The organism is Candidatus Nitrosopumilus sp. (assembly GCF_040878665.1).
GTDB lineage: Archaea > Thermoproteota > Nitrososphaeria > Nitrososphaerales > Nitrosopumilaceae > Nitrosopumilus.
The window spans coordinates 29,238-51,481 of the sequence record NZ_JBBDLU010000004.1 but is presented as its reverse complement, the minus strand read 5'-3'; the positions used below and the strand labels follow the sequence as shown (position 1 = coordinate 51,481).

The 22,244-nt window shown below is 31.7% G+C and carries 29 protein-coding genes; 15 read left to right on the top strand and 14 right to left on the bottom strand.

Annotation, left to right across the window (positions count from 1 at the left end; translation table 11 throughout):
* Positions 1-315: 315 nt before the first annotated feature.
* The gene (locus WDZ98_RS03895; RefSeq protein WP_368057334.1) at positions 316-1,518 is read left to right on the top strand and encodes a Cdc6/Cdc18 family protein; all 1,203 of its coding nucleotides are present in this window, start codon (positions 316-318) and stop codon (positions 1,516-1,518) included.
* Here WDZ98_RS03895 and WDZ98_RS03890 read toward each other — a convergent pair.
* Entirely contained in the window at positions 1,495-2,940 is a 1,446-nt protein-coding gene (locus WDZ98_RS03890) for a DNA-directed DNA polymerase II small subunit (RefSeq protein ID WP_368057336.1), read from the bottom strand. The two genes, WDZ98_RS03895 and WDZ98_RS03890, sit on opposite strands and share 24 nt — an antisense overlap.
* 76 nt (positions 2,941-3,016) lie before the next feature.
* On the opposite strand from WDZ98_RS03890, the gene WDZ98_RS03885 reads away from it, so the two are divergent.
* Together WDZ98_RS03885 and WDZ98_RS03880 are read left to right on the top strand one after the other, a co-directional pair.
* Entirely contained in the window at positions 3,017-3,556 is a 540-nt protein-coding gene (locus WDZ98_RS03885) for a stage II sporulation protein M (protein WP_368057338.1), read from the top strand.
* 86 nt (positions 3,557-3,642) lie between these two features.
* The gene (locus WDZ98_RS03880; protein ID WP_368057340.1) at positions 3,643-4,560 is read left to right on the top strand and encodes a hypothetical protein; all 918 of its coding nucleotides are present in this window, start codon (positions 3,643-3,645) and stop codon (positions 4,558-4,560) included.
* On the opposite strand, the gene cbiE is transcribed toward WDZ98_RS03880, so the two are convergent.
* Both cbiE and WDZ98_RS03870 read right to left on the bottom strand, forming a co-directional pair.
* Positions 4,561-5,277 (bottom strand): precorrin-6y C5,15-methyltransferase (decarboxylating) subunit CbiE, encoded by a 717-nt coding sequence (gene cbiE, locus WDZ98_RS03875; protein ID WP_368057342.1) that lies wholly within the window; start codon positions 5,275-5,277, stop codon positions 4,561-4,563. It lies immediately after the preceding gene.
* Positions 5,278-5,279: 2 nt separating this feature from the next.
* Positions 5,280-5,771 (bottom strand): hypothetical protein, encoded by a 492-nt coding sequence (locus tag WDZ98_RS03870; protein WP_368057344.1) that lies wholly within the window; start codon positions 5,769-5,771, stop codon positions 5,280-5,282.
* Between the two features lie 72 nt (positions 5,772-5,843).
* Here WDZ98_RS03870 and WDZ98_RS03865 point away from each other — a divergent pair, with 72 nt between their 5' ends.
* Positions 5,844-7,370: a peptidylprolyl isomerase gene (locus WDZ98_RS03865; protein ID WP_368057346.1), complete on the top strand. Its 1,527-nt coding sequence runs from the start codon at positions 5,844-5,846 to the stop codon at positions 7,368-7,370.
* Between the two features lies 1 nt (position 7,371).
* Here WDZ98_RS03865 and WDZ98_RS03860 read toward each other — a convergent pair whose 3' ends face one another.
* Together WDZ98_RS03860 and WDZ98_RS03855 are read right to left on the bottom strand one after the other, a co-directional pair.
* Complete coding sequence (locus WDZ98_RS03860; protein ID WP_368057348.1) at positions 7,372-8,730, bottom strand: NAD(P)/FAD-dependent oxidoreductase; 1,359 nt, start codon at positions 8,728-8,730, stop codon at positions 7,372-7,374.
* 60 nt (positions 8,731-8,790) lie between these two features.
* Positions 8,791-9,456: an ACT domain-containing protein gene (locus WDZ98_RS03855; RefSeq protein WP_368057350.1), complete on the bottom strand. Its 666-nt coding sequence runs from the start codon at positions 9,454-9,456 to the stop codon at positions 8,791-8,793.
* 104 nt (positions 9,457-9,560) lie between these two features.
* On the opposite strand from WDZ98_RS03855, the gene hsp20 reads away from it, so the two are divergent.
* The 4 genes from hsp20 to WDZ98_RS03835 are packed head-to-tail and all read left to right on the top strand — an operon-like array spanning position 9,561 to position 12,973.
* Positions 9,561-10,058 (top strand): archaeal heat shock protein Hsp20, encoded by a 498-nt coding sequence (gene hsp20 / locus WDZ98_RS03850; protein WP_368057352.1) that lies wholly within the window; start codon positions 9,561-9,563, stop codon positions 10,056-10,058.
* Between the two features lie 26 nt (positions 10,059-10,084).
* Complete coding sequence (locus WDZ98_RS03845; RefSeq protein ID WP_368057354.1) at positions 10,085-12,226, top strand: CDC48 family AAA ATPase; 2,142 nt, start codon at positions 10,085-10,087, stop codon at positions 12,224-12,226.
* A 30-nt stretch (positions 12,227-12,256) separates the two neighbouring features.
* Entirely contained in the window at positions 12,257-12,475 is a 219-nt protein-coding gene (locus tag WDZ98_RS03840) for a hypothetical protein (RefSeq protein WP_368057356.1), read from the top strand.
* 60 nt (positions 12,476-12,535) lie between these two features.
* Positions 12,536-12,973, top strand: a complete 438-nt coding sequence (locus tag WDZ98_RS03835; protein WP_368057358.1) for a hypothetical protein — start codon at positions 12,536-12,538, stop codon at positions 12,971-12,973.
* A gap of 45 nt (positions 12,974-13,018) precedes the next feature.
* Here the strand turns inward: WDZ98_RS03835 and WDZ98_RS03830 are convergent, their stop codons facing one another.
* Positions 13,019-13,210 carry a DUF1059 domain-containing protein gene (locus WDZ98_RS03830; RefSeq protein WP_368057360.1) on the bottom strand — a complete coding sequence of 64 codons (192 nt, stop codon included), beginning with the start codon at positions 13,208-13,210 and terminating at the stop codon, positions 13,019-13,021.
* Positions 13,211-13,340: 130 nt separating this feature from the next.
* On the opposite strand from WDZ98_RS03830, the gene WDZ98_RS03825 reads away from it, so the two are divergent.
* The gene (locus WDZ98_RS03825) at positions 13,341-13,721 is read left to right on the top strand and encodes a CrcB family protein (RefSeq protein ID WP_368057362.1); all 381 of its coding nucleotides are present in this window, start codon (positions 13,341-13,343) and stop codon (positions 13,719-13,721) included.
* 6 nt (positions 13,722-13,727) lie between these two features.
* Positions 13,728-13,958: a hypothetical protein gene (locus tag WDZ98_RS03820; RefSeq protein ID WP_368057364.1), complete on the top strand. Its 231-nt coding sequence runs from the start codon at positions 13,728-13,730 to the stop codon at positions 13,956-13,958.
* Between the two features lies 1 nt (position 13,959).
* On the opposite strand, the gene WDZ98_RS03815 is transcribed toward WDZ98_RS03820, so the two are convergent.
* Both WDZ98_RS03815 and WDZ98_RS03810 read right to left on the bottom strand, forming a co-directional pair.
* A complete protein-coding gene (locus tag WDZ98_RS03815) occupies positions 13,960-14,232 on the bottom strand; it encodes a hypothetical protein (protein ID WP_368057366.1) in 273 nt (90 codons plus the stop codon).
* A 58-nt stretch (positions 14,233-14,290) separates the two neighbouring features.
* Positions 14,291-14,500, bottom strand: coding sequence for a hypothetical protein (locus tag WDZ98_RS03810; protein WP_368057368.1), 210 nt, complete (start codon positions 14,498-14,500; stop codon positions 14,291-14,293).
* Positions 14,501-14,610: 110 nt separating this feature from the next.
* On the opposite strand from WDZ98_RS03810, the gene WDZ98_RS03805 reads away from it, so the two are divergent.
* The 4 genes from WDZ98_RS03805 (at position 14,611) to cysC (ending at position 17,094) form a co-directional block, all read left to right on the top strand.
* Positions 14,611-14,904: a hypothetical protein gene (locus WDZ98_RS03805; RefSeq protein ID WP_368057470.1), complete on the top strand. Its 294-nt coding sequence runs from the start codon at positions 14,611-14,613 to the stop codon at positions 14,902-14,904.
* A gap of 108 nt (positions 14,905-15,012) precedes the next feature.
* Positions 15,013-15,918, top strand: coding sequence for a transcription initiation factor IIB family protein (locus WDZ98_RS03800; RefSeq protein ID WP_368057370.1), 906 nt, complete (start codon positions 15,013-15,015; stop codon positions 15,916-15,918).
* An 81-nt stretch (positions 15,919-15,999) separates the two neighbouring features.
* Positions 16,000-16,542: a hemerythrin domain-containing protein gene (locus tag WDZ98_RS03795; RefSeq protein WP_368057372.1), complete on the top strand. Its 543-nt coding sequence runs from the start codon at positions 16,000-16,002 to the stop codon at positions 16,540-16,542.
* A 36-nt stretch (positions 16,543-16,578) separates the two neighbouring features.
* Positions 16,579-17,094, top strand: coding sequence for an adenylyl-sulfate kinase (gene cysC / locus WDZ98_RS03790; RefSeq protein WP_368057374.1), 516 nt, complete (start codon positions 16,579-16,581; stop codon positions 17,092-17,094).
* Here the strand turns inward: cysC and WDZ98_RS03785 are convergent.
* The 4 genes from WDZ98_RS03785 to WDZ98_RS03770 all read right to left on the bottom strand — a co-directional run bounded on the left by WDZ98_RS03785 (position 17,086) and on the right by WDZ98_RS03770 (position 19,599).
* Complete coding sequence (locus WDZ98_RS03785) at positions 17,086-17,901, bottom strand: 3'(2'),5'-bisphosphate nucleotidase CysQ (RefSeq protein WP_368057376.1); 816 nt, start codon at positions 17,899-17,901, stop codon at positions 17,086-17,088. The two genes, cysC and WDZ98_RS03785, sit on opposite strands and share 9 nt — an antisense overlap.
* A 10-nt stretch (positions 17,902-17,911) precedes the next feature.
* The gene (locus WDZ98_RS03780; RefSeq protein WP_368057378.1) at positions 17,912-18,118 is read right to left on the bottom strand and encodes a hypothetical protein; all 207 of its coding nucleotides are present in this window, start codon (positions 18,116-18,118) and stop codon (positions 17,912-17,914) included.
* Between the two features lie 40 nt (positions 18,119-18,158).
* A complete protein-coding gene (locus WDZ98_RS03775; protein WP_368057380.1) occupies positions 18,159-18,902 on the bottom strand; it encodes an SDR family NAD(P)-dependent oxidoreductase in 744 nt (247 codons plus the stop codon).
* A gap of 265 nt (positions 18,903-19,167) precedes the next feature.
* Positions 19,168-19,599 carry a hypothetical protein gene (locus WDZ98_RS03770; RefSeq protein WP_368057382.1) on the bottom strand — a complete coding sequence of 144 codons (432 nt, stop codon included), beginning with the start codon at positions 19,597-19,599 and terminating at the stop codon, positions 19,168-19,170.
* 522 nt (positions 19,600-20,121) lie between these two features.
* On the opposite strand from WDZ98_RS03770, the gene WDZ98_RS03765 reads away from it, so the two are divergent.
* A complete protein-coding gene (locus tag WDZ98_RS03765) occupies positions 20,122-20,763 on the top strand; it encodes a Snf7 family protein (RefSeq protein ID WP_368057384.1) in 642 nt (213 codons plus the stop codon).
* 10 nt (positions 20,764-20,773) lie between these two features.
* On the opposite strand, the gene WDZ98_RS03760 is transcribed toward WDZ98_RS03765, so the two are convergent.
* A complete protein-coding gene (locus WDZ98_RS03760; protein WP_368057386.1) occupies positions 20,774-21,238 on the bottom strand; it encodes a transcriptional regulator in 465 nt (154 codons plus the stop codon).
* A gap of 95 nt (positions 21,239-21,333) precedes the next feature.
* Positions 21,334-22,002 (bottom strand): hypothetical protein, encoded by a 669-nt coding sequence (locus WDZ98_RS03755; RefSeq protein ID WP_368057388.1) that lies wholly within the window; start codon positions 22,000-22,002, stop codon positions 21,334-21,336.
* Positions 22,003-22,244: the final 242 nt, after the last annotated feature.

Here is a 22,244-nt window from a genome sequence, read left to right as displayed (position 1 = left end):
TTAGGGGGTAATTTTGAGATATTAACAGTGTTAACACCAATCTTAACGCCTGGAATGGAAATAAGGGGGTTAAAACAAGGTTTTTGGTTAATTTCTTAACATGATTTTAACAATTTGTTAACTTTATCCAAAATATAATCAACCCACACACCAATATTTCCACTCTATGTTTTTTAATTTATTTTTTAAAAAGAAAATCTAAATCTAACTAAAAATAATTAATTACAAACTAAACTACAACTACTATTCTATACTATACTCTCTTAATTTAGATATGGTTGTGTTAATCTTGAGAGGAAATGAAGGTGTGTGAGTATGACAGATCCGATAGATAGATTACTTGATGCAGCTGAATCTGGGAAATCAATTATTAAAAATAGAGACATTCTTCATTTTACATATATTCCAAATATCATCTTACATAGAGATTCTGAACAAGAACAAGTTACTCAATCATTATTACCTATTTTAAAAGAATCAAGACCATCTAATCTTTTAGTATATGGGAAACCTGGAACTGGTAAAACATTAGTAGTAAAAAAAGTACTTTCAAAAATTCAAGAAAGAGTAGAAAAATCAAATTTCTCAATTAAACTTGTGTATTCTAACTCAAAAGATGAGACTACATTATACGGATTACTAGTCAGTTTAGGCAGACAATTAGACCTTAATGAGAAGGAATTACCAACGACTGGTTTGGCCACAAGTGAGGTTTTCAAGAGGATATTAAACAAAATAGATGAGGATAAACTCAATGTGATCATAGTAATAGATGAGATTGATTATCTTGCCCAACTAGTAGCAAAAACAGGTAAAGATATTCTATATCAATTAACTAGGGCAAATGAGCGTTTGAAACAAGGCTCGTTGACTTTGGTAGGAATCTCAAATGATCTTACGTTTAAAGAAAAACTTGATCCTAGAGTGATTAGCAGTCTAGGTGAGGAAGAAATTGTCTTTACAAATTATAATGTTGAACAAATTAAAAAAATACTTGAAGAGAGAATCAATGAATCTTTTATTAAAGATTCAGTAGATGATCCAGCCTTAAATCTATGCGCAGCACTTGCAGGAGGAGAACATGGTGACGCACGTAGAGCAATTGATCTAATTCGTGTAGCAGGTGAAATTGCTGAACGACAACAATCAGATAAAGTTACAACTGACCATGTTAGAGAAGCCTCTCAAAAAATTGAGGAAAACAAAGAAGAAACCTCACTCAAATCATTTCCACTACATGAGAAACTTGTACTTATTGCAATAATGAAAGCAAATGGTTCTTCAACCGGTGAGATTTACTCTTCGTACAAAAATCTCTGTAAGACGGTAGGAAAAGATGAGCTCACTCAAAGAAGAATTACACAAATGCTTAGTGAAATTGAATTATCTGGAATTATCTCTGGTAGACTGATCCATCAAGGAATTCATGGAAGAACAAAAAAATACAAACTTACAATCCCATCTGAAATGATAAAAAAATCATTCAAAGATGAGCTAACTTTGCAAGACATTATCTAAATTTGAACTATAATTTTGATGGAAAACTTGGAAAGTTTTTAGATTTACCATAATGGCTATGCCTGGATTTGGAGTCATTCCTACACTAGCCTGAAAAGGTGTTTGTTTCTGCCATGAACCAGAATTAACCAATAAAATTCCCTTGTACATGTCTAATTGTGCTCTATGAACATGCCCGACATGAAAAATATCTGGAATATCCTCAATTACTAAAAGATCCTCCATTTCAGGGGCAATAGGTGTTTGACTACCATAAATTGGACTAAGATGTCTTGCTCTAAGTAGATGTTTCATTACATTAGTTGGATGGTCATAGCTTAGACCAGGTGTTGTTTTTACAATATCATCTATACTTTGTCCGTGAAACATTGTCACCTTAACTCCATTTAATGAAACTACAGCAGGATTTCCAACCATTATCACATTATCTCTTTCCCACAAACCTGAATTGTATTTTTTTGGTATTGCTGGTTGTGGTAGAGCCCTTCTTCCTGGATCGTGATTTCCAGGCATTATAATGATCTTAACATTTTTTGGAATTTTATCAATCAAATCCTCTGCTTTTCTTAATTGTTCTTGTATAGTCTGATAAATCAATTCTTTATCCTGATTTGGATATATTCCAACTCCATCAACCACATCTCCACCAATCAGAACAAAACGAATTTTTCTTGCAACTGGATCTGGGCTTGATAACCATAATACGAATTCTGTAAATTCCGCCTCCATGAAGTATTTACTTCCTACATGCAAATCAGATAGAAAAACTGCATATGCTTCAGTTTCTGATTTATTTTTGGCTTGTTCTGGAATGTCAGGGAGAATTAGATCTTTAATAATAAATCCTGAATTCTTTGATGAATTTATTCTAGCCATTACAAACTGGTCTATTAGTAAAGTTCCTGCCATTTTTTGTAATTCTTCATCAAAAATAATACCATCAAATGAGCCTGATGGATCTTCTAATACTATTTTTGTTATATTTCTCTCAGAATTTCTTTCAGTAACAAGACCACAGACATATGCATCATCTTCAAATTTTGTATTTTTTACAGAAGCTGCAGATTTAAGTAGCTTTGATTCAGGTCTATCTAAAATTATTCGTTTGAGTTTGTTAAACCGACTAGAAAATAATGCATTATATCCTTTAACCCCTTCTCCAGATGTTATCCTGTTAGTAGGCTCAGATAATATTTTGACATTATTTTGTATTGTTGGATCATCTTTAATCCCAAGGTATGTTTCTAAATCATCCTGATTAATTTGAAATAACTTTTGTTTCGTCTTTTCTCTTACAATTTCTTTTATGATCTTCTCTAATTTTCTTACATCTATATTTTCTAATATTTTAAAAGCATCTGGATGAATTTGAAATCCTTTGTTTAATGCATAGTTTAATGCAAAGGAGAGTTCCTTTTTCATATCAAAAAATATAATTTGGTTTAATTAAATCTGCGCTTACACCAACCCTCAAATAATGTTCATGAGGAACGATAATATGAATAAAATAAGAGTAATTGTTTTTTTTATATTCTTAGGACTTTTTGTAGTTTCATACCAACTCGGTTCAATGTCTACCGTTAGTGATGAAGAAGCAAATGCCTTCATGGCAGAATTTAAAGAACTTGTTTTAGATATAGATGCATTTGGAATATTTCTTCATAACACGACTATTGCATTACCGATGTTTATTCCTGGATTTGGAGTTGCGTGGGGCCTTTTTGCTGCTTGGTCAACAGGATTTGCTTTTGCCTCAATTGTTGTTACTGCACCTCAATTAGGCGATGTTCCACCACTTTCGATTCTTTTCTTATCCCCATTTGGTTTGATGGAGCTGGCTGCATATTCTTTTGGAATTTCTAGAAGTTTTATTCTAATTAGAGCCATCAGTAAAAAGATGAATTTGGTACCCTTTATCAAACCAACACTAATTGAAATTGGAATTGTAGTCGGTCTTCTTTTAGCAGGAGGCTATCTTGAATTTTACATGATAGAATTAGCTCAAGAAGAAGGACTAATGGACATGCCTGGGTTCTAATTTCAAGGCCTCACCTACGAATTTGCCTATTCAGTCTAAAATAATTTAGTAGTAAATTATAAACCAAATTTAAGAAATAATTAAACATGAAGACAGGTATCATTCTACTAACATTACTTGTTGTTTCATTGGGATATTTTGTCAATGAGTCATTTGCTGAAATTTCTGAGAAACAGGCATTTCTTTTAGAAGGTTCTGGATTTGCAGTAACTGAGGATACTATCAGAATATCTGAAATCGATCTTGGTTTATCTTCTCAACAACAACAAGGAAGTACAATTAACTTTCTTACAGAAGATGGTTTTATTACATTAGATGATGAAGAATTTATAATTTCCAAATTAAATGGAAAGTTTTTGCGTGGTGGTAGTTATATTAGATTAAACGGAAACATAGAAAGTTCAAGCGGTTCTGATACATCAATTAGTTTTTTTGGAAGACTAGTTGAAGAAAGTAAAGATGCATCTGTTTATGGTTTTACAGGTAGAATTACAACTCCTGATGATACATTCAAAATAATTTACACAACAAAATTATCAACCCTGTCGAAAATCACCCCAGTTTCTACAGAGCCTGAATCAAAAACTCTAACAATTCATATTCTTAAAGGCTCATCAACACAAGGAATAGGCACTTACATTGATGCAGGTTCTATTAGAGAAAACACAGTTGCAACTCAAAACCCATCAGATCCTCTAAGACTAGGATATTTCTCACAAGATAGAATTTCAGTCGTGCCAGGAACTACAATTACTATTGTAAATGATGACGTTGTCTCACATAGCATTCTAAGCGGTAAAGAAAATTACGGTTCACGTTATGACAAGTATACAGCAGATGGTAGAATATCAACAGGAGAAATTTTACCTGGAAAATCAACTATTATTACAGTAACTGATGCAGGATTCTATAGATTGTATGATCCTAATTATCAATGGATGGGTATTGTTGCATATGTATTTCCAAATAGTGATAGTTTAGTTTTAGGTAAAGGACAAAAGTAATTAGTTTTCCCACTGCCATCTATAATTCATATATGAATCAAGACTTACTTGATTAAACACCATTACAGACAAATCAGAAAATTCTTTCCCTTCCAAATCTTTTACAGTTCCTACAAAACTTGTTTCATTTTCAGTTGTTATTGCCTCAAAAATATGAATTTTCATCAAAGACGTATCAAAACCATGTTCACGAAGATATACTGCTATTTCAGATGGCATGAAGTGTTTGTCTGGTTGTTTTGGCCAAGGTCTCGGAACCAAAATCACACTAAAACCATCAATCAATGCTTTTTGCAATTCTAATTTTTTATCTTCAATTGGTGTTGTAACGTGCATTGTAATCACTTTTGATTTATCAAGAGGAATTTTTGCTCTTGATGCAGCAACTTGAATTGAACTAATACCGGGAATAATTTCTACCTCGCCAAAAATTTCTATCAATCTATCCACAACTTCTGATTCTGAAAAATTTACATCACCAGTAAAAGGAATTACTAATGTTCTAGTACCAAGTTCTGGAAGAATTTTTTGATAAGAATCTTCTTGATTATTCATAGTAATTTCATAGATCTCCTTTCCTTGAATCAAATCTTCAATTGTCTTGAGAGTGTATTTGTAGCCAATAATAATATCACAATTCTGGATAATTTCCTTTACTATTTCTGTTACATATTTTGGAGAACCAGGTCCAACACCTACAGCAAAAACTTTTCCCAATTTTACTTCGTAAAGTTTTGCCTGTCTTTAATATATTGTACAAAGGGTTCCCAATCTACTTTCATGTATTTTGTAGGCTCTTTTGCAGGATATTTTACCCAATTTTGGGCTATTGAATACTGAAATTTTTCTTCTTTCCCATCTTTTTGATACTCTAATTGTAATGAACTCCCCCAGTCCTTTTCAGTATGGCTAATACTGGAAATATTATCAAACATTAATTCAGTATTTCTGTCATCTTCCATATCATTCATCAAATCTTTTTCATCATAACCATCATGACGAATCATCGTATTTTTTGATTTGAGAAAATTAATTACTTGTCTTTGAGTAATTGCTTTCCACCAATTCATTTTAGATTCTGTTTTATGTATAAACATCAAGTGTTTGTCAGTTAATACTAACATGCCCTCTTTTCCACCAATAGACAAGAATTTTTTAGATTCCCTCCACACCGAAACTAAATGTGCCTGAATCTTTTCATCAGGTTGCATATTGGTTGTTTTATTGACTTTGTTAAAAACTAATACAATTAGCTTTTAAGTAACGATTCTTGAGAAAAATTATTGAATAAAATAATTCTAACTATAATAACCTCTTTGTTTTTAATTAGTTTTGGAAATTCTTCATTTGCTCAATATGATGATAAATTAGTTGTTTTAGAAACAAATCTTGGAGATTTAGTAATAGAGTTTTTTCCTGATGATGCTCCAAATCATGTTGCTAATTTCATAAATTTAACTGAATCAGGGTTTTATGATGGAGTGCTCTTTCATCGAATTATACCTGGATTTATGATTCAAGGAGGAGATCCAAACACCATTAGTGGAGATCCAAATACTTGGGGAACTGGCGGTCCAAGTACAAGTGTAGATGCTGAATTTAATACAATCAAACATAATAGTGGAATTGTTTCAATGGCAAGATCACAAGATCCTAACAGTGGAGGTTCTCAATTTTTCATTGTACATGGTAATTCTAACTTTCTTGATGAACAATACACTGTATTTGGAAGAATTGTAACTGAAGAAAGTTTTGTAACACTTGATAAAATTGCATCAGTGGACACAGAAAATAAAGGTGTTAAAGATAATCCAACAGATCCTGAACAAGTAAGAATTACAAAAGCTATTCTAGTTAATCGTTCTGACATTTCAAATATTCTTGAATTACAAGAACCTGAACGAACAGAATCATTAACCGCTACATCAACAGGTAATCAAAAATACGAAAGTCCAGAACATGAAATTGGATTTAGTGTGCCTGAAGGTTGGTTATTACAAACACCTGATAAAACAGAATACAACTCTCCTGATGTAGTTGCAGTTGGACCAAAAACAGGAGTAATGAACCCTGTAATTTCTTTAACAGTACAAGAAACTGGTCAAAGAACATTAGATGATCTTATCTCTGAAAAAAATGAAACACTAAAACCTGTAATTGAAGCAGGAAGTCTTAAGATAAGTTCACAAGAAAAAATAATCATTAATGATTATGAAGCATATGTAACTGATGCTCAAGGATACTTTTCATCAAATGGAGAGAACTATAATGTTAGATTCAAAGAAGTAATGATTTATGATACTGAAAAATTCTATACTCTTGCATACAGTAACGGGTTAGGAGATTTTAATTCTCAACTTCCAAGATTTGAAGAAACACTTACTTCTTTTGAAATTTTATCTAAGGAGAAGCCAAATGATAAATCAACTGACACATCAACTGAAGGAGGTGGCTGTTTGATTGCTACTGCAACATTTGGTTCGGAACTTGCACCACAAGTTCAACAACTAAGAGAGCTAAGAGATAATACCATTTTATCAACTGAATCTGGAACTACTTTTATGAGTGGATTTAACCAATTTTACTACTCTTTCTCTCCAACTATTGCCGATTTAGAGCGCGAGAATCCTATTTTTAAAGAGGCAGTAAAGATTTCAATCACTCCGATGTTATCTTCATTATCTATTCTAAATTATGTTGATATTAATTCCGAAACAGATATGCTGTCTTATGGGATTGGAATAATTTTAATGAATGTTGGAATGTATTTTGCAGCACCGGCAATAATCATCTATAGAATTAGAAAATAATTTACCAAACATCGTCTACCTCATCCAATAGTTTGTATTCTTTTTCAGTCTCACGTTTCATTAGTTTTAGTCTTGAGACATCTCTATCAAAAAACATGTCTATTGTCCAATCTAAAAATATATGTGTTTTTTTCTCAAGCGATTTAATTTTTGAAAGATACACACTTCTCCAAATTAACCATGCCCAAAATCCAGAAATATTCATTCCCAAAAACGTAGCAATCCCTGATCTTTTTCCAATAATTGCCATCTGTCCCTTTGAATGATAAACAAATTTTTCTTTCTCTAAATTTTTAATTAATGCTATTAGATTTTTGGCTGCAATTTTTGCTTGTGCTTCAGCAATTTGCGCAGTTGGTGGTAATGGTCTTTGTGTTAAAGGATCAATATGTAACGCACAATCTCCAATTGCAAATACTCCCGCAAAATCTGAAACCTCGAGATAATCATTTACCATGACTTTTCCTTTATCCGTCTTGAACATTGATCTTTTAATTGTGTTAACTGGAGTAACACCTGCAGTCCAAATCAAAGTTTTTGTAATTATTGAATTAATCTCTGATTCATCAATAGGATTTTTTTGATTTTCATCAAGTGATTTTACAGTTACTTCATTTCCGTCAAAACTAGTTACTGCTGTTTTTAGTCTAATGTCAATTCCTCTTTCTATCATTTTGTCTTTTGCAAAATCTGCAAGTTTCTTATTAAATCCTGGCAAAATCATTCCTAACGCCTCTAAAACAATCACTTTGAGATCTTCTTTGTGAATTGTAGGATAATGTTTCCTTGCATCTAAAAGAAGATCCATCAATTCACCTGCAGTTTCAATTCCTGCAAAACCGCCTCCTACTACAACAAAATTCAGAAAGCTTTTACGAAGAATAGGATTGGTTTCATTTTCTGCCTGTTCTAGCATATCGATAACTCTATTTCTTAACATAACAGCATCGTTGAGTGTTTTCATAGTGTAAGCATTTTTTTCAACGTCAGCCATTCCAAAAAAGTTAGTTTCACTACCAAGTGCAATAATCAAAAAATCATAATGTATTGAAATACCTCTCTTATCTCCAGTTCCCCATAATGTTACCAATTTTCCATAAGGATCAATATTTTTGATTCTTCCTTCATAGAATTTTGTTTTTTTACAAATAGTTCTAATAGGCAAAACAATATGCCTAGTTTCTAGCATTCCAGATGCTACTTGTGGTAACATAGGTGTAAATAGCAGAAAATTATCTTCACTTACCATTACTATTTCTATCTCAGAGTCATTTCCGAATTTAGATTCTAGCTGCCTAGTACATTCTACCCCTGCAAAACCGCCTCCAAGAATCACAATTTTTTTCTTATTTCGCGCCAATCGTGTCCTTTCAACAAACTGGGTGAATATATGCTATAAGACTAACTTTCACTAATATCCTTAGGCTCTCATAATATCTGAATGTAAAATATCATATGCCCTTGATGAATCCTTTTCATTTAAAATTATGATGATATTATCCTGACTGAAAAATGCGTTAACTAATTCAATTCCGTTTGCATGTAATACTTCAGCAACATAGGATACTACATCTGATTGATTTTGGGAGGTAGGTATTGAAATTCTAATCTTTGCAAGACCAGTACTAAATAGATCATCTCGTTCTGAAACACTACTGAATATCTGCCTAATATCTTCCATATCTTCAGTAAGAAATCTAAACGAATCAGATACTCTGAAAAACTCATAATTGCTAGTTATTTTGGAGAATTTATCTAAAATTGCCATCGGATCCATTTCATTTGAATCCTTTATAGAAAATCTAATATCCATAATTCCATCTGTTAAAGACAATCTTGCATTTTTCAAAACTGATTCATCTTTGACTTGATCTTTAATTTCAAATGAATCAGCAAATCTTTTGATCGCAACTACTACAGTATTGAGATTAACAGAATTTCCCAAAACCCTTTCTATTTCCGGCTGAATCTTTACAGCTAATGCTGTATAGTTTATCAAATCCATTTTCATACAATCATAAATTGAACGATTTCTAGTAATGATCTCCCTTACAACTTCAGGAATAGACATACTTGCAAGTCTCATTAATCCTATTATACTATGTCAGTTATAATAGGATTATGTAAGAATTAACAAAATTACACATAATCTTTATATAATGTAATAAATATTACATATAGTAGATAAATATGACAATGTTCTTTGATAGCGAATTTGATAGAATCTTCAAACGAATGTCAAACTCTTTTTTCAACATAGATGACATTTTTGAGGAATTCAAGGGAGGTTCTGTATCTGGTCCATATTATTACGGTTATACGATGACCGTTGGTCCAGATGGAAAACCTGTTGTAAAGGAGTATGGAAACGTTAAACCTGGTTTACTTCCAACTTCTGATACACGAGAACCACCAGTTGACACAATTGTCGACGAAAAAGAAAAGGTGGTAAAACTTATAGTTGAAATGCCTGGAGTTGAAAAAACTGATGTCAAAATTCTTGTTGAAAACAAGACAGTTGATCTTTCAGCAGAACGTGATAATAAAAAATATCATGTAAAAGTTCCTATACAACACAAAGTAGATGAGAACTCTGCAAAAGCTTCATACACAAATGGAATTCTACAAATAACTTTCAAGTTAGTTGAAGAAGAAAAACCAAAAGGCAAAAAAGTGGAGGTCGAATAACCTCTCAACTTTTTTGAGATAATAATATGAGTGAAATTGTTTTAAAAGTAGATGAAATCCCACAACAACATGTTGGAAAAGGTAGAGCGATTATTGATCCTAAAATTATTGAGGATCAAAAATGGAGTACTGGCCAAATCTTAGAGTTAGCATATAATAAAAAAACACATGTAAAACTATGGCCTGGTTCACCCGAGGAATATGGTTCAGGAATTATCAAAATAGATGGAATAACAAGACAAAATATTGGAGCTGGAATTGGTGATAAAACTTCAATAAAATCAGTAGAAGCTGAAAATGCCGAACAAATTGTTTTATCTCCAACAGAAAAAATTGCAGCTGAAGGATTACAAGAATACATGACTTACAACTATCTCAACCATGTCTTTACTACTGGAGATTCAATTTCTTTGAACACACAGATGGGTGGACGAGTTCAATTTGTAATAACTAATACTAAACCATCAAAACCAGTAATTGTTACTGAAGAGACAATCTTCAAACTCGGTGCGATGACAAAAGCAATTGATTCATCTGTACCTAGAGTAACTTATGATGAACTTGGAGGTTTGAAACGCGAGGTTCTAAAAATCCGTGAAATGGTTGAATTACCCATGAGACATCCAGAATTATTTGAGAAAATAGGCGTTGATGCTCCAAAAGGTGTTTTATTATATGGTCCACCTGGTACAGGTAAAACACTGCTTGCAAAAGCTGTAGCTGGTGAAACTAATGCTCATTTTATCTCACTTAGTGGCCCTGAAATTATGGGTAAGCACTATGGAGAAAGTGAAGAAAGAATCAGAGAAATTTTCTCACAAGCTGAAGAAAATGCACCTAGTATAATCTTCATTGATGAGATTGATTCTATTGCTCCAAAAAGAGATGAAGTATCAGGTGAACTTGAGAAGAGAATAGTTTCTCAATTGTTAACATTGATGGATGGTATGAAGTCTAGAGGAAAAGTTGTAGTTATTGCAGCTACTAACAGACCAGACTCTATTGATCCTGCTCTTAGAAGACCAGGTAGATTTGACAGAGAGATTGAAATTGGAATTCCTGATAATGAAGGAAGATTCGATATTTTATCAATTCATACACGTGGTATGCCAATTGAAGAAAAAGTAGATCTTAAACAAATCTCAAAGATCACACATGGGTTTGTAGGAGCTGATCTAGAAGTATTAGCCAAAGAAGCTGCAATGAGAGCTCTTCGTAGAATTCTTCCTGAGATTGATCTTGATGAAGAAAAAATATCATCAGAAATACTACAAAAAATCCAAATTACCAGTGAAGATTTTAGAGAAGCACTAAAAGAAGTCAGACCAAGCGCACTACGAGAAGTCCAAGTCCAAACTCCAAATGTTAGTTGGGATGATGTAGGTGGCTTGGATGAACTAAAAGAAGAATTACGCGAAGCAATTGAATGGCCATTAAAATACAAAGACGCCTATGATTATGTTGATATAGAAACTCCAAAGGGAATATTACTTCATGGTCCACCTGGTACAGGAAAAACTTTGATTGCAAAAGCACTTGCAAAAATGACAGAGTCTAACTTTATCAGCATCAAAGGTCCTGAACTACTATCAAAATGGGTTGGTGAATCTGAAAAAGGAGTCAGAGAAATTTTTAGAAAAGCACGACAAGCTGCACCTTGTATTATTTTCTTAGATGAAGTTGATGCACTTGTTCCTAGAAGAAGTAGTGGAGGATCAAATTCGCATGTTACAGAAAATGTGGTATCTCAAATTTTGACTGAGATCGATGGATTAGAGGAATTGCATAATGTTTTGATAATTGGAGCAACAAACAGATTAGATATTGTAGATGAAGCACTACTAAGACCAGGTAGATTTGACAGAATTATCGAAGTTCCAAATCCTGATTCTAAAGGAAGGAAACACATCTTTGAGATTCATACAAAAAAGAAGCCACTAGAAAGTGATGTGGATATTACAAAACTAGTAGAGATAACTGATGGTTTTAGTGGTGCAGAAATTGCTGCTGTAGCAAACAGGGCAGCCCTTGCTGCTCTGAAAAGATATGTTGGCGGTAAATCTGAAAATATTAAAGAGATCAAAATTACTCAACAAGATCTTCTTGATGCAGTGGATAAAGTCAAGCCTAGAAAGAAAGAGGATCCTCCCATTCAATCCATAAAATAGTCTAAATACTAAGAAAAATGACGTAAAATTATGAAACTCTATCTAGATTTTGAACCTTGCAAAGAATGCAATGTTATGATGAATGAATTAAGTAGTCCTGAAATGCTATTTGCTGATGAAAAAACTAGAGCGGATGAATCAGCAAAATTTCTTAGGCATTTAACATACAATCACAATGAAGTAGTTCAAGCTGTTATGGAAGATCTTCCAAAACAAAAAAGAGATCAAGAACCTGATTTCTACAAATAATTCCATTCTCAAATAATCATATTCATATACAAAATTATCTTTAGCATATCTGAGAAATAGATGAAAACAAGTCTTGTTTTTGGCATAGCGGTAATATTACTCTCTTTTAGTTTTATCCAAATTATTTTAGCATTTGAAACAGAACAAGAACCTGAACCACCACAAATCCCTCAACCAAGTCCTGCACCAGAACCAATTCGAATGCCAGATCCTACACCTATACCTGATCCCTTTCCAAAAGAATCTGATTCAGATAAAATACAACGTTTAACTGATGAAAATGACAAACTAAAAAAAGAAAATAATAACCTTCAAAATCAAATATCATCTCTTAAAAATGAAAAATCAAGATTAGAATCTAAAATATCAGAACTTAATGATTCTATTCAAAATCTTAAAGAAATAACAATGGAACAAATTCATGTAATTATGGAATTGGTAAATAAAATGAAAGATGTTTTATTTGAAAAAATATTTACTAATACAATTAACTTGTAATTTTTAAAAATAATTTATTTATTAGATTTTCTTGAATAAATTCAATTATTTCTTAATTGATTCTAAAGAATGGCCTCGATTTGTAATCATTTGAGTAACTGCCTCGATAGTATAATCAATTCCATGTTCTTCTTCAAAATGATTTCTTAGTTTCTCTAAAAGACCTACAGTTTTTTCTTCGTCTAGAATGTATTCACATTCAAAACCATAATCTTCACATCTTAACTTTAACGTCATTCAGTCTGAGAGAAATATTGAACCTATAAAAACTATTGACATGTATTTCTAAATCAAAACAAGATAGGCGTAAATTGAACATTAATCCTTACAAATAGCACTAATAATGCCATTAATCTATAATGAGTAAATGAAAGGTTTAGAATTTGTTTTTCTTGCAGCAGGTTCAGTACTTGGAGCATTTCTAAGATACAAAGTTACAGAATCTCCACTACTCTTCAATACATTACCACTCAATGTTTTGATAGTAAATGTACTTGGAGCATTTATTCTTGGAGTGTTTGTTGTAGTTTCACAATATTGGCATTTAGATGGAAGATATTCTCTTTTTGCAGCTGTGGGATTTTGTGGTTCACTTACTACAATGTCATCATTTGCTCTTGATTCAACTAACCTACTTGAGAATCATCACTATGGAACACTTGCAATCAATATAGTCGCTAATATTGGCTTGTCAATTGCAGCATTGATTGGAGGAAAGTCATTAATGAGTGCAATTATTAATAATTAATTAGAAATGGTCTATTCATATCAGGTTATAAAATTCCAAACAATTTCTTTTATTCAAGGAACTCATTGGTCTCAGTCAGTAGGTGAGAAAGGTATTCTTTACAAATCAATTAAAGATCCATTTTCAAAACTCATCATTCAATCTTCAAACGGTTCAAAAAAATTATACCATGTACCAAAAGATAGAACTGTTGTCGTAACAAATAACACTGTACATTTTCTAGGCGAAATAGCTTAAACTATTTAAAAAATTGATCTACCTGATCTCTATATTTGATAGCAATTTTTCCAAAATCTGTAAAATCGTCTGCAGTTGGATATTTCATTTTCATTGCAAACTGATTTATGAATATGGATAATGCACTACCAATAATTAGATTGTAAACACCGTCAGCTATATTATTTGAATATGGAAATGCAATTCTGATAAATGGTAAATATGTTTCAGTCTGAGATATCATTAATTTGATATGTTTCTCAACAAATTCTTCAACGTCTGCTGGAATTGCCATTAATCTTCATTACACTGTTTTCTTATAAATAACACTTTAATTCTTAGGCGTGATTTAGTCATCTTATAATTTGTTCTAGATATTTTTCTTTACCCTTTCTACTTCTTGGTAGACACCTTAGTTGTCTATTGCAACAGGGACAAATAATCCCATCAAATTCTACAAATATTTCACAATAATTACATCTTTTCTGTCCAGCAGCATATCTGCCAATTTCTGTTGGCTTGAGAGCCTTGTATCTTTTGCATTTGCCTATACAATAAGTCACAATACTCGAATAAAATTACTAAAGATAAAATCTTTGATTGCACTGCACTCACTTTTTCAAATTTTTCATAAATGAAATTAAATTTATAGCACCAATTCTGTTTTTTATTGTTGTTAGAGTTAAACAAGAAAGTATTCGGAAAGGTTACAACTAAAGAAATTATTGGTGCTGATCCTCCTGCAATTCCTGACATTAGAGATATTTTTGAAAAAGAACTTGCAACTTTACTTGATGAACTAACATCACAATCAAAAGAAAATCTTGAAAAACTATTAGAAGAGCAAAAAATTGCTGAGGCTCACATAAATAGCAGGCCCGGTGCAATGGCTCTAGCTCAAAATAAAATCCAACTATTTAATCAGTATAATGAAAAATACATTCAGGCTATCAAAGGAAAATTATAATTGTAATTTCATTTTAATTGATAGCTTATGGTTATTTTTATGCCTAATTTTAAGAAAAAAAGTTGATGATTAATAAATACCAAGTAATGCAGAATTCCAGAATCATACATGGCAAGTAAAACAAAAGAACTGTGTCCTAGATGTGCTCAAGGAAAACTAGTCACTGATACTGAATCTGGAGAAATGTTTTGTTCCAAATGTGGATTTGTGATTACTGAGAAATTACAAGAGGCTGGTCCAGAATGGAGATCTTTCACACAAGATGAAGGTGGTAACAAAGCAAGAGCTGGTGCACCAACATCATTAACAATGCATGACATGGGACTTGCAACAATTATCAATCCTATAAACAAGGATGCTTCTGGCAGACCACTTACAGCGTCGATGAAAAGTACAATTGAAAGACTTAGAACTTGGGATAGTAGAAGTCAGGTTCATGAACCAGTTGATAGAAACTTTAGACAAGCATTTAGTGAATTAAACAGACTAAAAGACAAGCTAGCAATTTCTGATGCAGTAATTGAAAAAGCAGCTTACATTTACAGAAAGGCACTTGAAAAAGGTCTGGTTAGAGGACGTTCTATTTCTGCTTTGATGGCATCTGCACTTTATGCAGCATGTCGTGATACTGCAACTCCAAGAAATCTAAAAGATGTAGAAGAAGCAGCTAACATCAAAAGAAAAGACATTGCAAGATGTTATCGATTACTAGTCAAAGAACTAGATTTGAAGATGCCAGTAACTGATTCAATTCAATGTGTTGCAAGAATTGCAAGTAGAATTGGAATTGCAGAGAAAACAAAAAGATACGCAACTCAAGTATTGAAACTAGCTCAAGAAAATGAGGTATCTGCAGGAAAAGATCCAATGGGATTGGCAGCTGCAGCACTATACCTATCATGTGTGAAAAATGGCGAGGACAAGACTCAGCGAGATATTGCAGAAGCTGCAAATGTTACTGAAGTAACTATCAGAAACAGGTACAAAGGTCTCAAAGAATCACTTGATTTATAATCTGAATTCTATTTTTACACGGAAATCTGATAATTTCAACTCTGTAATTGATTTTAAATAACATATACAAAAATCATTATTGTGAGTGCAACAAATCAACTACGTGCAGATCATGATCAAGTTCGTCGTCTCGAAAAAATAGTTTTAAAATGTTCTGAAGAATTATACAAAGGCACTAAAATTCCATTTGCAGATCTAACAAAAATTACTATAGTAATTTCAGAATTTGTTGATTCTATTCATCATTCGAGAGAAGAAGATTCGTATTTTCCATGTGTTGCAAGTTATGATACATTGAAAGAAGAAATTAGAAAATTTATGATAGAACATGAATTTGGAAGAAATATTGCCAGACAAATATCACATCATCTAAAAAGGTGGAAAGATGGAGAAGATGCAGAAGAACCTGTATCAAGATATTTGAGAACATACGCTATATTTCTAAATGATCATCTTAACAAAGAAAACAAATTCTTTGATGATGCAGAAGCTAATATTTTATCAAAAGAAGAAGAAACTGAAATGTATGAACAATACAGATCAGTTTTTGCCATAGTAAAAAAAGTAGATGAACTTATTGCTGAGATTGATTATTTGGAAAATCAACCTTGGGCTAGAAATTAACGTAAACTCTTTATGGGTTATTCAAATATTTTGTTTATGAAACCTTTCATTCTTTGGATGACTGGTCTTCCTTGTTCTGGTAAGACTACCATCGTAAAAGATTTGCAAAAATATATCCCAAATTTGGCGATGCTTGACGGCGATGAACTAAGAGAATGGTTCTCACCAAAAGATTTTTCAAAAGCAGGACGTGATGAACATAACAAAAAAGTTGCTCATTTGGCCAAACTTTTGTTAAAACATGGCGTTCCAAGTGCAGTGTCTCTTGTATCTCCATATATTGAGAACAGAGAAACTGCTCGAGAAATTATCAATGCAGGTGATCAGTTTGCAGAATGTTATGTAAAATGTTCATTAGAAAAATGTGAAGAAAGAGATGTCAAAGGTATGTATGCCAAGGCAAGAAAAGGAGAAATCAAAGGATTTACAGGAATTGATGATCCTTATGAAGCTCCTGAAAAAGCAGATTTGATAATTGATACTGAACATGAATCACTTGAAGACAGTGCAAACAAAGTCAAGGACTTCCTGAAAGGAAGAAACTTACTCTAATTTTTTAAATTCTTCAATTATTTTGTCATGAATTAGTCCATTAGTTGCCAGAATCCCATTTTGATGATATACATCTTCGTTATTGTACGTAAGATCATTTCCTAACATGTCTGTCATTTTCCCTCCAGCTTCTGAAATAATGCAATACGATGCAGCTGAATCCCACTCTTTCATTTTATTTGTAGTTGTAATGTATGCTTCAGCTTCCCCTGAACTAATCATTCCAACTTTCAATGAACTTCCAATACTTGTAAAATCTTTAATGCCTAGTTTTTTAATAAATGATTTTTCCTTCTCTGATAAATGGTGTCTTGATCCAATTGTTCTACATTTTGTAATTTCGGATATTTGGGTTACAGATATTTTTCTCCATTCTTGATTTGAATATCTGAACGCCCCACTTCCTTTTTGTGCTACAAACAATGTTTTTTCTGTAGGCCATCCAATTACTCCAAGAATTGGTTTTTTATTTTTAATTAAAGAAATCATTACAGTAAATTCACCCGTCTTATCAATAAAATCAGAAGTTCCATCAAGCGGATCTACTATCCAAAGCATTTCTTTTGATAATCTATCAAGATCATCTTTGTCCTCTTCGGATAAAATTTTATGTTCTGTCTGTGAAAGAATTTTTTTGATAATTACATTACTTTTCAGATCCGCATCTGTTATTGGGGAGTCATCATTTTTTATGGATGTCTTATAATTTTCATGGTAAATCTCCAGAATTGCATCTCCTGCTTCTTTTGCAGCCTTGATAGCAATATCTAATTCAGGAATCTTATTGGAAATAGGAATATCTTGCAATTGAAATTACCTAAGTTGTAAGTTCTGGCTTTAGCGTCCATACAACTCCGAGAACAATAAATGGAATCGACATTATACCTATGATAGCCAATATTGTATTGAATTGTGATACTGATACTTCTGGATTATTCACTATCCACGGAAGAGGCAATGTAATAACTACCCAAATAACTCCTAATAGTATTATCAATTTTGCTTTTGCTTTTCTATCTTTCATTATTTTTCATGCTCCTATACTGTATTAATTTCATGTGAATTCATTTTATTGATTCTCCCCCATCTACTGTTAATATTGCGCCAGTAGTCCAAGATGCATCATCTGATGCAAAATATAGTACTGCTTTTCCTATTTCCTCAGGTTGACCTATTCTTCCTATAGGATGTTCATTATTCATAAATTCTATGTCTTTTTGAGTTTTTAAAAACGGTTTTGTCATGTCAGTATCTACTACTCCAGGACAAATACAATTAACTCTGATCTTGTCTTTAGCATATTCAAGTGCCCAACATTTTGTTAATATAATTAAAGCAGCTTTTGATGCTGAATATGCATCAGCATTAAATCCTTGATATGCCTTTATTCCTGCATCTGATGAAATATTAATTATTGATCCAGATGTTTTCCGCAAATAAGGAATTGCTTCTTTGGTAAATCTAAATTGTCCAGTAAGATTCACATCAAGTACTTCATTCCATTCATCTTCATCAATTTCATGTAATTGTTTAATTGTTGGAAATATTCCTGCATTATTTACTAGAATATCCAGTTTACCAAATTTTTCAATAATATTATTTATAACATTTTTTACCTCGTCTTTATTTCTAATATCAGCTGCAATTCCAGTTGAATTAGGAATTTCTAGTACTGCTCTTTCTAATCTTTCATGATTTTTTGCAGTAATTATTACAATTGCTCCATTTTCTGATAAAATTTTTGCAGTAGCAAATCCTATCCCTCGGCTTCCACCTGTAACTAATGCAATTTTGTCTGATAATCTCATTAGTTTTTAGATAAAAATTCGTAATTTATAGATCCGTGAATGCACATTTACCTATAAAAAATTATATAAAAAATATTATTTTTATATAAAATATTACGTAAAATTTTAAATAGTTATAGTTACTATAATAATTAATGTCGAAGGATATAATTCCTAAAGACTAAAACTGCGTAACCCCGCAGAACGAAAAAGGTGATCATTCGTTTAACGAACTGACAAAGAGAGGAAATCTCTCAGAGTTCTGCAATAAAGGGGTCTACGCCTTCTAATTTTCTAAAATGTAAACTGATACAGAACCTAATGTTTCTCCATTTGGATCAATTGTAATTGAAATTTCTTGCATCTCAGAAATCAAAATATTTTTCTGACCATCATATTCCCATGTAAAATATTCTGAAATTCCTGTTTGATGTGGTGTACCTACAAGCTGAAAATTTTCAGAAAAATCAAACGTTTCACCATTTAATGTTATGGATAAAATCTCTGGACTGCTTCCATTTGGAACAAATCTAAAAAAATACTCTCCTTTATTCAAAGTAAACGTTTCAGTATAAACCCCATTTCCGTATATACTAGAATCTGCAAGCATCACATGAAATACAGTATTTTTCTGTTCATCAGAATTATCTGATGCAAAACTAGCAAAAATAATTATAATTATTGCTATTATGGGAATTAATATAATTTTCTTATTCACAAAAGGCTATTCTAAATTCTATTATAAAAATAAATTCTAATTTTTAGGGTATTGATATCTAATATCAAATCTTTTATTTCTATTTTTAAAATAATGAACTTATCTTTTTGATAAATCTAAATTATGATCATTAATGGAATCAAAATCATTTCTAATAATTTATCAATTTTATACTATTGATATAATTCCCTGGTTTTAATAAAAAATAATTATATTGATACATATCCTTAACATTAATCATTTTATCATGCTGTATTTAGTATATTTAAAAAATAATAGAAATAAATTACATTATAATTTTTAATGTTATAATTGTTCTAAGAAATCCTTGAGCCTCAAATTTTTTTGTTCATTATATAATTTAAAGATAAAATGAAGTAAATCTAAATGTTCAACTATTTACTAGATTCAAGTTTCTTTCAAAATTGAATCTATTGAAATCTAGTTTTACTTAGTTATTTTTAATCTCCTGTGAACCATTTTTCACATCGGAAATTAAGTACATATTCTAATATCAAAATCATGCCTAATTTATCCAGTAAATGGAATAAACAGCCAAAGCCAAGTGTTACTGAAAAAATTAATGATACAATAAAACCAAAAGGTGCATTAAAACCACGAGTTCAACAAGGAATTAAAAAATTACAACTACAAATTCAAAAATTAGATTCAATGCTTACAAATTTACAAGAACGAGATGCAAAATTATTCCAACGAATTGTGGATGCTACACAAAAACATGATATTCAAACTAGTAAAGTTCTTGGAAATGAATTAGCTGAAGTGAGAAAAGTTACCAAAATTTTGAGTAATGCTAGAATAGCATTAGAACAAATTGAATTACGACTAACTACATGTAGTGATTTAGGTGATACTGTAGTTGCAATCATGCCAACAATGGGACTGATGAAAAATCTAAAATCATCTCTTGGAAAAATAATGCCAGGAGCTGAACAAGAAATTGGTCAAATGGCAGAAATGCTTGGTGGCTTTATGACAGAAAGTTTCTCAGGAGATGCAGCATTTGGAATTGATGCAACCACTAATGCAGAATCTGAAAGAATCTTAAAAGAAGCAGCTGCTGTTGCAGAAAGTTCTACAGGGCAAATGTTCCCTTCTGTTCCTACAGACAGTTATACGGCAACGAGCACTAAATTTCTCTAACACTAAAATTTTAATTATCTATAGAATCTCTTGACTCTTTAATTTTCTTAACTCTATTACCTTCATTATCAATAATTCTGTCAACTCCTGAAAGTCGCTCTCGTAAAGTATTGATAATTGATCCTACTTCATCAGCTTCGTTTTCTACTTGCTGTCTCTTATTGGCAAGCTCTTTAATTCCTCTACTTTCTTCATCTATGTATTCACTAACCTTCTGAAGTTTTTCTTTAAGATTCTTAATATCAACTGATTCTTCTTCAATATCTTTTTCAAGTATGGTTCTTTTATCCTTGAGATTTTTTATCATTAAACCAACATAATCTATTGCTTCTTCTAATTTTGCCCGTTTTCCCATTAATTCTCCAATTCCAATTTCACTAGATGATTCTATTACAGAGCTTGATTCTTCAGCGTTATTATTTTCCCTTCTTTCCTCTACCATTTCTCCACCATCGTTTTTGAATTTATCAAACATTTTATGATTACTTTTCAAAATGGGAATAAAAAGTTACTATGCATCCCAAAGCTGACCTTGTGAATGATTTTTAGTCAATAAAAGAAAATTGATGATTATATCCTCGATATTGGATTTCTGATTTCTTGATTGGAATCAATTAATTTTTCAGAATTTATGGCTTGCTTCTCCATATTGGAGACCAAGGTATTTTGAGCCATTTCAGGAATCAATACAGAATTGATATGGGAAACAAGAAATGTGTTGTTTTCAGATGGCTCCCCAATTTTTCCAGAAAACACGACTTTGTAACTTAGATCTTCACTAGAAACAGTCCTGGGTATTTCTACATTGAAATTATCAGATTTTTCACTTAATTCCAAGTCATCTTGTATTTTTACAAGATTTAATGAGTCATTTGTTGAAACCTCCAATAAACTATTACTAATTTTTAGTGTTTTTCCATCAAAGAGTACTATTCCTGAATGATATGTTTTGTAATTCACATATGCCCACGATATTTCTTTATCAAATGACATCATTTCTTGTATATCCTTTTTTGAAAATTCATCAGGCAACGCATAATGACGTACTTCTAGATTTCCATTGACCATTTTCTCAACAAGAATTCCTTCAAGTCTGTCATTTTCGGTATTTTTTGGAATTATGCATTCATTTTGACCATCACTTATCTCTGCAAATGAATATGTTATAGATAATGAAGACGCACAAAGCATCAATAGAGTTATTATTCCACTAATAGTTCGTGGTTGAAGTTTTATCATATGCATATATTGTTGACGTGATAGATTAGGAACGAAGAGGAATTATCCTGTTCCTTATATACTAAATTTCTTTCAAAACAGTCAAAACTTGCAGAAAATGAATATTTTTTATAAAATCCACAAAATGCTTGTTTTTCACAAAAATTATTCTTTTTTCAGTCAAATTTCTAGGCGTGATTTTCTTTGATATTTTTCTTAAAAAACCATTTTTCATAAAATTGTGGTATTTTTGTTGTTGAAAT